The sequence below is a fragment of the Streptomyces sp. NPDC024555 genome, assembly GCF_055559335.1.
Genome location: NZ_JBVHKV010000013.1, coordinates 137559 through 150275, shown reverse-complemented (window position 1 = coordinate 150275; position 12717 = coordinate 137559). Strand labels below are relative to the sequence as shown.

Genomic DNA, 12717 nt, shown 5'->3' with positions numbered 1-12717 from the left:
CGGGCCCACGCTCCCTGCCGGACCCGCTCCGGCGGCATGACACCATCGGACCGTGCTCGACATCGGCTACTCCCTCTCCCGGCGCTTCCCCGACCCCCCGCAGACCGACTACCGCCGGGCGGACGTGCACGCCCTGCGCCACGACCTGTTCTCCGGGGACGTCTACCTCGCGGACACCAAGGAGGACCGCGAGGTATCCACAGCCTGGGGATGGGTCCCGGTCCTCGACTTCGCCTGGGCGCTGTGCGACATCGTCGAACAGCTCGACCGCGACCCGCGCGGCAACCGCTCCCACCGCCGCCAGTTCGCCGAACTCGACTTCACCGAGTCCACCGACCGCATGCTCTTCGAGCGCCGCTTCGGCTGGGTCGACATCGAGGCCGACTGGATGGACGCCGAGGAGCCCCCGCTCACCTTCGGCCACTCCCTGCTGCGCCGCGAGGCCCGGGACTTCCTGCACGACCTCATCGCCGACCTCGCCGACCTGCACGAAGGCCTGGCCGACAACCCCGTCGTCTGGGACCTCCAGGCCCGCTTCCCCCGCATCTGACCCACCCACCGGGCCCCCGCCCCGCCGGGCCCCCGCCCCGCGGGGACCCACCGCACCGGACACCCCGCCCCGGCCCCCGCTGACGCCCCAAGCGTCCTGGGCACCCCGCGCGCGCCCGGGATTCAGTCCTCCACCCGCACCCCGATCTGCGCCGCGAACGCCGGCGCCAGCTCCATCAGCTGGAGCGAACTGATCACCGCCCCCGCCAGCCGGTCCACCCCCCGCGCGATGTCCAGCTCCGCGACCGTCCGCAGATCCACGTCCTCCATCCGCACCGCGCTGAAATCCGCCCGGCGCAGCACACAGTCCCGGAACTCCACCCGCGTCAGCCGCGCGTCCCCGAAGTCCGGCTCGGCCAGCACACAGCCCTCGAAGACCACGTCCTTCAGCCGGGCCTTGCGCAGATTCAGGTAATCGATCTTGCCGCCCCGGAACAGCACCCGCTCCAGCACCGCCCCGTGCAGCTGCGTCCCGCCCAGCCGCGCGTCGACCACCTCCACGTCACGCAGCGACGCCCCCGCGAGATCGGTGCCCACCCCCCGGACCCCCGTCAGCACCGAGTCCATGAACCGGGCACGGCCCAACTCCGTACGGTCCAGGGAACAGCCCTCCAGCGCACAGTCCATGAACCGGGCTCCCCGCCCCGGCTCGTCCGCCAGATCCGCCTCCGCGAACCGCACCCCGTCGTAGTCCCCGTCCGGCTCCAGCCCACCCCCGTCGTACGCCACCAGCGCCGGCAGTCTCACCTCCGGACGCCGCGCCCCCACGACACCGCCCCCGGCCCCCCGGCCGGACCTGCCCGAACCACCGCTGCTGCGCACCATGACCCCATCGTGACGCACCCCACTGACAACGCCCCCGCGACCGGCCCCACGCCCGCCCCGGGCCCACCACCGCGCGAGACCCGGCCGCACCCGTCAGTCCCCCGGGCCCCTCAGGCTTCTCAGGCCCCTCAGGCCCCCAGACCCTCCAGCGCCCCACCCGTCAGCCGGTACACCGTCCACTCGTCCTGCGGACGCGCCCCCAGCGACTCGTAGAAGGCGATCGACGGAGCGTTCCAGTTCAGCACCGACCACTCCAGCCGGCCGTACCCCCGCTCCACACAGATCCGCGCCAGCTCCGTCAGCAGCGCCTTCCCGTGGCCACCACCCCGCCGCTCCGGACGCACGTACAGATCCTCCAGATAGATCCCGTGCACCCCGTTCCACGTCGAGAAATTCAGGAACCACAGCGCGAACCCCACCACCTCGCCGTCCTCGTCCGACACGGCGACATGCGCGAAGGCGGCCGGACGCTCACCGAACAGCGCCTCGCGCAACTGCTCCTCGGTGGCCTTGACCTCGTGCAACGCCTTCTCGTACTCGGCCAGGTCACGGACCATGGCGTGAATGACGGGCACATCGGCAGGGGTAGCGGTACGAATCATGAGGGCAGCGTAAGCCACCCCGCCCCTCCCACCAGCGGCGATACCCACCGCTCCCCAGCAGCGGCGAAACCCGCGGCTACCCCCGCCGCCCACCCTCCAGCAACCGCCGCGCCACCTCCGCATGCGCCGGCACCAGCCGCCGCCCACCCTCCTCCGTCTCCCAGCACGCGTTCTGCAACACCCGCCCCAGCGTCCACGCCCGCGCCCGCTCCCGGTCCAGCCCCAGCGCCCCCGTCAGCACATCGAACCGCCACCCCACGTCCCCGGCATCGAACCGGTCCGTCAGCGCCGGAAACAGATCGAACCCCGGATCCCCCGCCAACGGCTTCGGATCGATCGCCACCCACGGCCCCCCGTCACCACGGCCGCCCTCGGCCGCCAGCACATTCCCGAAATGCAGATCCCAGTGCAGCAACCGGTCCCCCGGCTCCCCCGCCACCTCCCGCACCGCCGCCGCGCAGTCCGCCACCAGCCGCCGCTCCTCCGCATCGGCCAGCGCCCCCACCACCCCCGGCGCCGCCTCCAGCATCCGGACCGCCGCCGCCCCCAGCCCCCGCAACCCCGCCCCCGCCGGAACCCGCACGGCGGTCAGCCCCGCCAGCAGCCCCGCGACCACCCGCACCGCCTCCCGGGCCTCCGCCACCCCCGACAACGGCCGCCCCGCGTCCAGGCGCTCCAGCAACATCGTCCCCGTAGCCGCGTCCCACTCCAGCAGACCCACCGCACACGCCGAACCCCCCGCGGCCCCCCACAACCGCAGAGCCACCGGCTCCCCCACCGTCTCCTCGTCCACCAACTGACACTTCAGCACCGCCCGGCGCCCATCCCGCACCCGCACCACCGGCACCACCAACGCACAGACCCCGCACGCCACCGGCCCGTCCCGGCGCAGCCCCCACCGCTCCAGAAACCCCTCCACCAACGCCGGCAGACCCGCCACGAACACACGGCCGGCCGCACCGTTGTACCGACCCTGAGTGGCGATCAGCTCATCCGGAATGTCAATCACGCGCCAGATCCTAGGAGCGTGCGTCAATCGGCTATGACCCCGAGCCACCCCGCCCCACCCACACGGCCCCGCACCCCGCCCGCCACGTGGCTCCGCGGCACAGGCTCCTGGATCCGCAGCGCGCCCGGCACCTACCTCTGGCTCGCCGCCCTCTTCGTCACCACCGTCATCGTCCACCAGATGTCACCCGACTTCGAAGAGGACTTCCTCCGCCAGCGCTCCACCAACATCCACGAACTCACCCGCAACCCCGTCCGCGTCCTCATCAGCAGCGCCTTCTGGATCGACGGCGGACAATGGCTCCCCTACGCCGCCCTCTACACCCTCTTCCACGCCCCCGCCGAACGCCGCCTCGGCACCCTGCGCTGGCTCACCGTCGCCGCCACCGCCCACGTCCTCGCCACCCTCGTCAGCGAAGGCGTCCTCGCCTGGGCCATCCGCCACGGCCACGCCCCACCCTCCGCCGCCAACACCCTCGACATCGGCGTCAGTTACGCACTCGCCGGAGTCGTCGCCGTCCTCACCTACTACATCGCCCGCCCCTGGCGCCCCCTCTACCTCTTCACCGTCCTCGTCATCTACGGCATCCCCCTCGCCACCAGCCCCACCTTCACCGACCTCGGCCACCTCACCGCCGTCCTCATCGGCCTCGCCTGCTACCCCCTCACCCGCACCCGCCCCGAGACGAAACCCACCCCCGCCCAGTAAGTTCCCGTCGCAGCACCACACTCCACAGCCACACCGGACACCGGCCACCCGGCCGTCCCCACACCCGGACACGGACACGGACAAGCAGGGGCAACATGAGCACCGTCAGCACCGTCAACGGCGGCATATCCTTCTGGTACGCGGACCACGGCATCCCCGACCCCCGCGAACCCCTGCCCGGCGACAGCAACGCCGACGTCTGCATCGTCGGCGGCGGATACACCGGACTCTGGACGGCCTACTACCTCAAAAAAGCCGTCCCCTTCCTCAACATCACCGTCCTCGAAGCCGCGTTCTGCGGATACGGCGCCTCCGGACGCAACGGCGGCTGGCTCTACAACGGCATCGCCGGACGCGACCGCTACGCCCGCCTCCACGGCCACGACGCCGCCGTCCGCCTCCAGCAGGCGATGAACGACACCGTCACCGAGGTCATCGACACCGCCGCCGCCGAGAACATCGACGCCGACATCCACCACGGCGGCGTCCTCGAAGTCGCCTACACCCCCGCCCAGCTCGCCCGCCTCAAGGACTTCCACTCCGTCGAAATCGCCTTCGGCGAAACCGACCGCACCCTCCACGGCGCCCGCGAAACCGCCGAACGCGTCCGCGTCCACGGAGCCGTCGGCTCCACCTGGACCCCCCACGGCGCCCGCATCCACCCCGTCAAACTCGTCACCGGACTCGCCACCGCCGTAGAAGCCCTCGGCGTCACCATCCACGAGAACACCCGCGTCACCGAGATCCGCCCCAAGCACGCCGTCACCCCCTACGGCACCGTCCGCGCCCCCTACGTCCTGCGCTGCACCGAAGGCTTCACCGCCGACCTCAAGGGCCAGAAACGCACCTGGCTCCCCATGAACTCCTCCATGATCGTCACCGAACCGCTCCCCGACTCCACCTGGGACGCCCTCGGCTGGGACAACCGCGAAACCCTCGGCGACATGGCCCACGCCTACATGTACGCCCAGCGCACCGCCGACAACCGCATCGCCCTCGGCGGCCGCGGCCGGCCCTACCGCTACGCCTCCGCCACCGACAACGACGGCCGCACCCACCCCGCCACCGTCGACTCCCTCCGCGACCTCCTCGTCCGCCTCTTCCCCGCCACCGCCGGCACCGCCGTCGACCACGCCTGGTCCGGCGTCCTCGGCGTCCCCCGCGACTGGTGCGCCACCGTCACCCTCGACCGCTCCACCGGCCTCGGCTGGGCCGGCGGCTACGTCGGCTCCGGCGTCGCCACCGCCAACCTCGCCGCCCGCACCCTCCGCGACCTCATCCAGCAGGACTCCGGCCAGGCCGGCGCCACCGACCTCACCACCCTCCCCTGGGTCAACCACCACGTCCGCCGCTGGGAACCCGAACCACTGCGCTGGCTCGGCGTCCACAGCCTCTACGCCGCCTACCGCACCGCCGACCGCCGCGAACTCGCCACCTCCCGCCCGGACACCGACCCGCTCGCAAAGCTCGCGGACAAGCTGTCGGGGCGGGGCTGAGCCGGTTCGGGCATAAAAAATCCCAGGTCAGCAAGTGCTGACCTGGGGTTTGAGCCGCCTGTCGGATTCGAACCGACGACCTATTGATTACAAATCAATTGCTCTAAACCAACTGAGCTAAGGCGGCAACGCGCACACCAAAACAACCGCGCACGCGAGCCTCCACTCTACACAGCGCCCAGCGACCGATCCACGAAGTTCCGCCGCCCCCGTAACCACCCGAGCACCCGTGCGTTAAGAACACTGACGTACCAATCCGGATATCGGACAGTCGGGGGCGGCGCAGCATGGCGGATACGACGGACAGCGTGGGCGGTCCGGTCCGGGTTACCGGTGAGGAGGCCAAGCGCATCAAGCGGGAGGCTCTGGGTATCGCCGACCGGAGGAAACATCACGGTCGTGCGTCGACGGCCATGAAGAGCCGGGTGAAGGCGCCCGGTACGCAGCAGCGTGTGTACCGGTACCGCTTCTATCCGACCCCGTCGCAGGCCGAGCAGCTGGGCAAGACTTTCGGGGCGTGCCGCTGGGTCTACAACGAGGGGCTGGCGCTCCGGGTGGGCGCCTGGGAGCGGCACAGGGTGTCGGTGGGGTTCGCCGAGACGTGCCGGGCGTTGACGGGCTGGCGTCGGGCGGCGGAGACGTCGTGGCTGGGTGAGGTGTCCTCGACGGTGCTTCAGCAGTCGTTGCGGCATCTGGACGGGGCGTTCACGCGGTTCTTCAAGCAGTCGGCGCGGTATCCGCAGCGGAAGAGGAAGGGTCGGTCGCGGGATTCGGCGACGTATGTGCGGACCGGTTTCCGTTGGGTGGAGGACCCGGAGCGGCCGGGCACGGGGTTGCTGACGTTGGCGAAGCAGACGGTGCCGTTGGATGTGCGGTGGTCGCGGCCGCTGCCTGCGGGGGTGGTGCCCGTGAAGCTGTCGGTGACACGGGACCGGGCGGGTCGGTTCTTCGTGGCGGTGCTGGTCGAGGAGCGGATTGATCCGCTGCCCGCAGTCTTCGTGCCGGGTGAGCGGGCGCCGAAGGCCGTGGGGATCGATCTGGGGCTGGCCGCGCTGGTGACGCTCGATGACGGCACGAAGGTGGATCACCCACGGCTGTTGAAGAAGTACGACAGGGAGTTGGCCCGGCTTCAGCGGAGGCTGCATCGCAAGAGGAAGGGGTCGCGGAACCGGGGGAAGGCCCGGGAGCGGATCGCCCGGTTGTACGCGCTGATCGGCGATGTGCGCAGGGACATGCTGGACCAGTTGACGACCCGCCTCGTGCGCGAGAACCAAGTGCTCGTGGTGGAAGACCTGGCCATCGTGAATCTTCTGCGTCCGGCGGTCGGTCAGGGGCGTCGGCGCAAGGCCCGGCTGAATCGGTCGATCATCGACGCCGGGTGGGGCGAGTTGATGCGGCAGTTGCGGTACAAGTGCGCGTGGTACGGGCGGACCCTGGTGGTCGTGGACCGTTTCTTTCCGTCGACGCGCCGGTGTTCCGACTGCCATGCCAAGGGGCCGTCGCTCGATGTGTCGGTGCGGGAGTGGTCGTGCGTGGAGTGCGGTGCGATGCATGACCGGGACGTGAACGCGGCGCGCAATCTCCGGGACGAGGGGATGCGGCTGTACTGGCTGGTGGCCTCCGCACTGCCTCCGGGGCGGATGCCTCCGCCGGTGATCAAGGCATCGGAGCTGGAGGACGTACTGCTGGCCGCATGAGGAAGTGAAGAACTGAGGTACGGACCGACGGGCCGTCGGCCGTAAAGCCTGTGGAGCCCGTGTAAGACCGGTCGGGGGCGCCCTTCAGGGGTGTGTTCGGGCGGCTGGGGTGACGAAGCAGGAAGTGCTCACAGCTGCACGGGCCAAAAGTGTTCTGCTCTGGCGCTGCGATCGCATGGTCAAAAGGCTGGCGTTCTACCCCGACCACGTCGCGGTCTTCCGTGTCCCCCACCCTCCCGACTGCGACATATTCCTCCCCTGAGAACTACTGACAGATCCCAAAACGCCAGGTAGCGTCGCTGATGGTTCACCCGAGTGGGTGAGACCACTCCCTTACAACGGACCGTCCGGCACGTTCCTGCCGGTGAAGGAGAAGCATCAGCATGGCCAGTGTCACGTTCGACAAGGCGTCCCGCGTCTACCCCGGCTCCACGAAGCCGGCGGTCGACCAGCTCGAGATCGACATCGCGGACGGCGAGTTCCTCGTCCTCGTCGGTCCTTCCGGTTGTGGCAAGTCGACCTCCCTGCGCATGCTCGCGGGTCTTGAGGACGTCAACGGCGGTGCGATCCGCATCGGTGACCGCGACGTCACGCACCTGCCGCCGAAGGACCGGGACATCGCGATGGTGTTCCAGAACTACGCGCTGTACCCGCACATGACCGTCGCGGACAACATGGGCTTCGCGCTCAAGATCGCCGGTGTGAACAAGACCGACATCCGGGCGAAGGTCGAAGAGGCCGCCAAGATGCTGGACCTCACCGAGTACCTGGACCGCAAGCCGAAGGCGCTCTCCGGTGGTCAGCGTCAGCGTGTGGCGATGGGCCGCGCCATCGTGCGTGAGCCGCAGGTGTTCCTCATGGACGAGCCGCTGTCGAACCTCGACGCCAAGCTCCGTGTCTCCACCCGTACGCAGATCGCCTCGCTCCAGCGCCGTCTGGGCATCACGACCGTGTACGTCACGCACGACCAGGTCGAGGCCCTCACCATGGGTGACCGCGTCGCGGTCCTCAAGGACGGTCTGCTCCAGCAGGTCGACTCGCCGCGCAACATGTACGACAAGCCGGCGAACCTCTTCGTGGCCGGCTTCATCGGCTCCCCGGCGATGAACCTCGTCGAGGTCCCGATCACCGACGGTGGCGTGAAGTTCGGCAACAGCGTCGTCCCGGTCTCCCGCGAGGCGCTGACCGCCGCCGCGAGCCGTGGCGACAAGACCGTCACGGTCGGCATCCGCCCGGAGCACTTCGACATCGTCGAGCACGGCGGCGCCGCCGCGAAGGGCCTCTCGAAGGACTCCTCGGACGCCCCGGCCGGTCTGGCCGTCTCCGTGAACGTCGTCGAGGAGCTCGGCGCCGACGGTTTCGTCTACGGTGCCGCCGAGGTCAGTGGCGAGCACAAGGACCTGGTCGTCCGCGTCGGCGGCCGTGCCGTCCCGGAGAAGGGCACCAAGCTGCACGTCGTCCCGCGCCCGGACGAGCTGCACGTCTTCGCGACGTCGACCGGTGAGCGCCTCACCGCCTGACACCCGCGCGCACGCTGTACGGTGGCCCCGCACGACGACCGTGCGGGGCCACCGCCGTGTCGGGGGTACCGGAAGGGCGCCCGGGAGGTTTGGACGGGCGGGGCCCGTTTTCCCCGGCACAACGGTCATTTCGTTTCCTCGCGTCAACACGGGATTCGAAAGGCGGGATCGAACCATCGCCCGCGAGGGTGACACGATGTCGCTGTTCCCTCACTGCCCGCTACGCTCGCTGCGTGACCCACTCCGCGCGCCGTATCGGCCGAACTCTCGCTTTCGTCCTGCCTGTCGTCATGGTCCTGTCCGGGACCCTCGCGGTGACCGCCGTGCCGTGGGCAGCGTCCAACTCCGACGCGCAGATCCTCGCCGCGTCCTCGCAGACCGTTTCCAAGACCGCGAAGGCGCCTGCCCCGCAGGACGTCCTGCGGGACCGCCTGCTGGCCGAGCTCCAGCAGAAGGACCCCGGGGTCGCGCTGACCGAGCTCCAGCGCGCCGTCGAGGGCCGTCCGTCGCTGGCCAAGCACTGCATGTCGATCGCGCGGGCGCTGGGGAAGGCGGCGGTGCGGCAGTACGGTCCGACCCGGGCGCACCGTTTCTCGCGTCCCGTGTGCGACACCTCGTTCGCTTCGGGTGTCGCGCAGTTCAGCTGACCGGTGCATGCCCGGCACCGCATATCGTGCCTGGCATGCATACGTTTCCGACGCAGGCCGTGATCCTGGCGGGTGGCCAGGGGTCACGGCTGCGCCCGTATACCGATGACCGCCCCAAGCCGATGGTCGAGATCCCGGGTACCGGGACGCCGATCATCGGCCATCAGCTTTCCTGGCTGGCCTCCGAGGGCGTGACCGATGCCGTGGTGTCGTGCGGGCATCTCGCCGAGGTGCTCCAGGAGTGGCTGGCCGAGGCCGTGCTGCCGCTGCGGGTGACGACGGTCGTGGAGACCGAGCCGCTGGGGCGTGGTGGCGGTCTGAAGTACGCGGCGGCCCGGCTGCCGGATCCGGGGCAGCCGTGGTACGCGACGAACGGTGACATCTGGACCCGTTTCTCGTTGCGTGAGATGGCCGCGTTCCATGCGGAGCGCGATGCGACGGCGACGCTGGCGCTGGCCCGGCCGCGTATTCCGTGGGGTGCCGTCGAGACGGATGCCTTCGGGCACATCACGGACTTCATCGAGGCGCCGCCCTCGCCGTATCTGATCAATGCCGGGGTGTACGTGTTCTCGCCGGCGTTCACGGGGCTGCTGCCCGACCGGGGCGACCATGAGCGGACGACGTTTCCCCGGCTGGCGCGTGAGCGGAGTCTGGCCGGGTTCCCGTTGCCGCACGGGGCGTACTGGCGGGCCATCGACACCGCGAAGGACCTGACGGAGGCGGCGAAGGAGCTGAACGGGCAGTAGGCCGCGCCGCACGGCGAAGGAGAAGGGGGCGGGCGCCGGATGGGATCCGGCGCCCGCCCCCTTTGTGTCGTGCGGTGCGGTGCTCGTCAGCCGAGGAGGCCGCCGATGGGGTTGCGGCCACCGCTGCTGCCGCCGCCGTCGGAGGAGCCGCCCGAGGAGCCGCTGCCCGGGTCGGAGCCGCCGCTGCCGGCGCCTCCGCCGCTGCCGGTGGGCCCGGAGGAGCTGGGGCCGGAGCTGGTGGACGGGGGCTGCTGGGGGGTGGACTGCTGCGGGGTGGTCTGGCCGGTGCCCTGGGTCTGGCTGGGCTGTCCGGCGCCCGTTCCCGTACTGGCCCCGGCGGTCTGGCCGGTCTGGCGGCTGCCGCCGGTCGCGGGGGTGGAGGCGTCCGCGGTCGGGGTCTGCGGGGCGGTGCTGCGGGAGGGGGTGGGGCGCTGGCCGGCGGGGGTGTGGGAGGCCTTGCCGCGGTGGGACTTCTCGGGGAGGGGGGAGCCGGGGAGCTGGTTGGTGGGGACGCCGTTGGGGCCGGGGACGGTGACGACCTCGGTGGAGCGGACGGCGCCGCCGAGCATGGAGCCGATGAGGAGGGTGAGGCCGACGACGACGGAGGCGACGACGGCGCCGCGGCGCAGGACGCGGCGGCGCAGGTCCCAGATCTCGGAGCGGGGTCCGAGCTTGCGCCAGGCTTCTCCGGCGAGGCGTCCGTCGATGGAGTAGACGGGGGCGCCGGCGATGATCAGCGGGCTCCAGGCGGCGAGGTAGATGATGTCGGGCGCGTCGTAGGCGGCGACGGTGCGCCAGCTGACGGTGACGAGGAGCGCGGCGGACAGCAGGGCTCCGATGGTGGCGGCGACGCGCTGCCAGAGGCCGAGGACGGTGAGGACGCCGACGACGACCTGGAGGAAGGCGATGCTGAGTCCGGCGCCGACGGGGTGGGCGAGGGCGAATTCGCGCAGTGGTTCGGCGAGGGCCCAGGGGTGGAGCGAGTTGAGCCACTTGACCATGGAGCCGCGTTCGCCGCCGTCGAAGTAGACGGGGTCGCAGAGTTTGCCCATGCCGGCGTAGATGGAGATGAAGCCGAGGAAGACGCGCATCGGCAGCAGGACGACGCCGAGGTTCATGCGGCGGCCGGGGTAGTAGGCGTGCCGGACGTCGTCGGCGCGGCGGTCGCGGGTGTCCTCGTGGTCGTCGGTGAGGTCGGTGGCCGGGTCGTCGTAGGGGTCGTCGTACGCGTCGTGGGGGGTGCGCGGGTCGTACGGTCCGGGTTCGACCGGGTCGTAGGCGCCGACGGCCTGGCGCATGGGCGGCAGCAGGGGGCCGCCGGTGCGGGGCGGGGGTGCGGTGACGACGGGGTTGGGCTGGGTCTCCTCCAGGAGCGTGTCGCGGGGGGAGAGGTGGCCGGGGCCGTTGTCGTACGCGTACGGGGCGTAGGGCTCGTACGGGTCGTAGCCGGTGGTGGGGTGGCCGGCGGTGGAGTTGCGTACGGCTTGGAGGAGTCCGGTGGCGCCGGGGTCGCCGGGGGCGGATTTGCCGCTCCAGACGACGGGGGCGCGTCGGCCGCGGGCTGTTCCGGCGCCGCTCATGGCGGGGATCCTGGGCGCGACGGCGGGGCCCACGCCGCGCAGCCGGGTGCGCTGGCCGGGGGCGAGCTGCACCCGGAAGCTGGCGTGGTTGACGATGACCTGCGCGGGGTCGCAGTCCACCTTGGCCATGCTCAGGGCGGGTTGTTCGTCGAACCGAGGCGTTCTGGTGTCCACACTCATCTAACCGAGTGATGTGTGTTTAGGACACTGCCTTGACGGGCCCGAAGTGTCCGAGACCCGTCAACAGGGGGTGGCGGGGTGTGCCGGGGCGCGCGGGTGCCGGAGTGCGCCCCTGTCGGGGGCGTGCGGGGGCGTCGGCCGGTGGGGGTGGTGCTCCGGTCGGCCGACGCCCGTGCGGGTGGTCAGGCGCGGCGGCGGGCGACCTCGTAGAGGACGATGCCGGCGGCGACGCCGGCGTTCAGGGATTCGGCGCCGCCGGGCATGCTGATGCGGACCCGGTAGTCGCAGGTCTCGCCGACGAGGCGGCCGAGGCCCTTGCCCTCGCTGCCGATGACGATGCAGACGGGGCCGTCGAGGGCTTCGAGGTCCTCGACGGTGTGCTCGCCGTCGGCGGCGAGTCCGACGACGGCGATGCCTTCCTTCTTGTACGCCTCCAGGGCGCGGGTGAGGTTGGTGACGCGGGAGACGGGGGTGCGGGCGGCGGTGCCGGCGGAGGACTTCCAGGCTCCGGCGGTCATGCCGGCGGCGCGGCGTTCGGGGACGACGACGCCGTGGCCGCCGAAGGCGGAGACGGAGCGGACGATGGCGCCGAGGTTGCGCGGGTCGGTGACGCCGTCGAGGGCGACGACGAGGGGTTCCTCGCCCTTGTCGTAGGCGCCTTCGAGGAGGTCCTGCGGGTCGGCGTACTCGTAGGGCGGGACCTGGAGGACGAGGCCCTGGTGGTTGAGGCCGCCGGTCATGCGGTCGAGCTCGGGGCGCGGGGCTTCCATCAGGTTGATGTTGCCGCGCTCGCCGGCGAGCTGGAGGGCTTCGCGGACGCGCTCGTCGTTGTCGATGTACTGCTGGACGTACAGGGTGGTGGCGGGCACGCCGTCGCGCAGGGCCTCGTAGACCGGGTTGCGGCCGACGACCATTTCGGAGGTGCCCTTGACGCCGCCGCGGCGGGGGGCGGGGCGGCGGTTGGCGGCCTGCTTGGCCTTGGCGGTCGCGATGCGGTTCTTCTTGTGCTTCTTGCGGGCTTCGGCGGGCGGGGTGGGGCCCTTGCCTTCGAGGCCACGGCGTCGCTGGCCACCGCTGCCGACCGTCGCGCCCTTCTTGTTGGACGTGCGGCGGTTCCTGCGCTGGCTGTTCCCGGCCATGACCTACCTGTTTCTTGCT

General features: G+C 71.1%; 12 protein-coding genes and 1 tRNA gene. 7 read left to right on the top strand and 6 right to left on the bottom strand.

Features of this window, described 5'->3' with window-relative positions:
• Positions 1–52: 52 nt before the first annotated feature.
• Positions 53–550: a hypothetical protein gene (locus tag ACZ4FH_RS23655; RefSeq protein WP_383648344.1), complete on the top strand. Its 498-nt coding sequence runs from the start codon at positions 53–55 to the stop codon at positions 548–550.
• 122 nt (positions 551–672) lie between these two features.
• On the opposite strand, the gene ACZ4FH_RS23650 is transcribed toward ACZ4FH_RS23655, so the two are convergent.
• From ACZ4FH_RS23650 to ACZ4FH_RS23640, 3 genes are all read right to left on the bottom strand, one after another.
• Entirely contained in the window at positions 673–1374 is a 702-nt protein-coding gene (locus tag ACZ4FH_RS23650; protein WP_467307147.1) for a pentapeptide repeat-containing protein, read from the bottom strand.
• 128 nt (positions 1375–1502) lie between these two features.
• Positions 1503–1976: a GNAT family N-acetyltransferase gene (locus tag ACZ4FH_RS23645; RefSeq protein WP_467307145.1), complete on the bottom strand. Its 474-nt coding sequence runs from the start codon at positions 1974–1976 to the stop codon at positions 1503–1505.
• Between the two features lie 76 nt (positions 1977–2052).
• Positions 2053–2994, bottom strand: a complete 942-nt coding sequence (locus ACZ4FH_RS23640) for an aminoglycoside phosphotransferase family protein (RefSeq protein WP_467307289.1) — start codon at positions 2992–2994, stop codon at positions 2053–2055.
• Positions 2995–3018: 24 nt separating this feature from the next.
• Between ACZ4FH_RS23640 and ACZ4FH_RS23635 the strand changes: the two genes are divergently transcribed.
• Both ACZ4FH_RS23635 and ACZ4FH_RS23630 read left to right on the top strand, forming a co-directional pair.
• Positions 3019–3693: a rhomboid-like protein gene (locus ACZ4FH_RS23635; RefSeq protein WP_467307287.1), complete on the top strand. Its 675-nt coding sequence runs from the start codon at positions 3019–3021 to the stop codon at positions 3691–3693.
• A 95-nt stretch (positions 3694–3788) separates the two neighbouring features.
• Positions 3789–5189, top strand: coding sequence for an NAD(P)/FAD-dependent oxidoreductase (locus tag ACZ4FH_RS23630; protein WP_467307143.1), 1401 nt, complete (start codon positions 3789–3791; stop codon positions 5187–5189).
• A 52-nt stretch (positions 5190–5241) separates the two neighbouring features.
• Here the strand turns inward: ACZ4FH_RS23630 and ACZ4FH_RS23625 are convergent.
• Positions 5242–5316, bottom strand: a tRNA-Thr gene (locus tag ACZ4FH_RS23625).
• Between the two features lie 160 nt (positions 5317–5476).
• On the opposite strand from ACZ4FH_RS23625, the gene ACZ4FH_RS23620 reads away from it, so the two are divergent.
• The 4 genes from ACZ4FH_RS23620 to ACZ4FH_RS23605 all read left to right on the top strand — a co-directional run bounded on the left by ACZ4FH_RS23620 (position 5477) and on the right by ACZ4FH_RS23605 (position 9799).
• Positions 5477–6886: an RNA-guided endonuclease InsQ/TnpB family protein gene (locus tag ACZ4FH_RS23620; RefSeq protein WP_467307142.1), complete on the top strand. Its 1410-nt coding sequence runs from the start codon at positions 5477–5479 to the stop codon at positions 6884–6886.
• Positions 6887–7269: 383 nt separating this feature from the next.
• On the top strand, positions 7270–8406 hold the full coding sequence (locus tag ACZ4FH_RS23615; RefSeq protein ID WP_467307140.1) for an ABC transporter ATP-binding protein: 1137 nt from the start codon (positions 7270–7272) through the stop codon (positions 8404–8406).
• Between the two features lie 233 nt (positions 8407–8639).
• On the top strand, positions 8640–9053 hold the full coding sequence (locus ACZ4FH_RS23610) for a hypothetical protein (RefSeq protein ID WP_385109338.1): 414 nt from the start codon (positions 8640–8642) through the stop codon (positions 9051–9053).
• A 35-nt stretch (positions 9054–9088) separates the two neighbouring features.
• Positions 9089–9799 (top strand): nucleotidyltransferase family protein, encoded by a 711-nt coding sequence (locus ACZ4FH_RS23605; protein ID WP_383648324.1) that lies wholly within the window; start codon positions 9089–9091, stop codon positions 9797–9799.
• Between the two features lie 86 nt (positions 9800–9885).
• On the opposite strand, the gene ACZ4FH_RS23600 is transcribed toward ACZ4FH_RS23605, so the two are convergent.
• On the bottom strand, positions 9886–11559 hold the full coding sequence (locus ACZ4FH_RS23600; protein ID WP_467307139.1) for a DoxX family membrane protein: 1674 nt from the start codon (positions 11557–11559) through the stop codon (positions 9886–9888).
• A 182-nt stretch (positions 11560–11741) separates the two neighbouring features.
• Positions 11742–12698 carry a 23S rRNA (guanosine(2251)-2'-O)-methyltransferase RlmB gene (rlmB, locus tag ACZ4FH_RS23595; RefSeq protein WP_467307137.1) on the bottom strand — a complete coding sequence of 319 codons (957 nt, stop codon included), beginning with the start codon at positions 12696–12698 and terminating at the stop codon, positions 11742–11744.
• Between the last annotated feature and the right edge of the window lie 19 nt (positions 12699–12717).

What these genes read in the sequence shown, in the direction of transcription:
- ACZ4FH_RS23615 (WP_467307140.1), top strand. Translation starts at nt 7,270, where the DNA reads ATGGCCAGTGTCACGTTCGACAAGGCGTCCCGCGTCTACCCCGGCTCC.
- rlmB (WP_467307137.1), bottom strand. Translation starts at nt 12,698, where the DNA reads ATGGCCGGGAACAGCCAGCGCAGGAACCGCCGCACGTCCAACAAGAAG.
- ACZ4FH_RS23645 (WP_467307145.1), bottom strand. Translation starts at nt 1,976, where the DNA reads ATGATTCGTACCGCTACCCCTGCCGATGTGCCCGTCATTCACGCCATG.
- ACZ4FH_RS23630 (WP_467307143.1), top strand. Translation starts at nt 3,789, where the DNA reads ATGAGCACCGTCAGCACCGTCAACGGCGGCATATCCTTCTGGTACGCG.
- ACZ4FH_RS23650 (WP_467307147.1), bottom strand. Translation starts at nt 1,374, where the DNA reads ATGGTGCGCAGCAGCGGTGGTTCGGGCAGGTCCGGCCGGGGGGCCGGG.
- ACZ4FH_RS23600 (WP_467307139.1), bottom strand. Translation starts at nt 11,559, where the DNA reads ATGAGTGTGGACACCAGAACGCCTCGGTTCGACGAACAACCCGCCCTG.
- ACZ4FH_RS23620 (WP_467307142.1), top strand. Translation starts at nt 5,477, where the DNA reads ATGGCGGATACGACGGACAGCGTGGGCGGTCCGGTCCGGGTTACCGGT.
- ACZ4FH_RS23635 (WP_467307287.1), top strand. Translation starts at nt 3,019, where the DNA reads ATGACCCCGAGCCACCCCGCCCCACCCACACGGCCCCGCACCCCGCCC.
- ACZ4FH_RS23605 (WP_383648324.1), top strand. Translation starts at nt 9,089, where the DNA reads ATGCATACGTTTCCGACGCAGGCCGTGATCCTGGCGGGTGGCCAGGGG.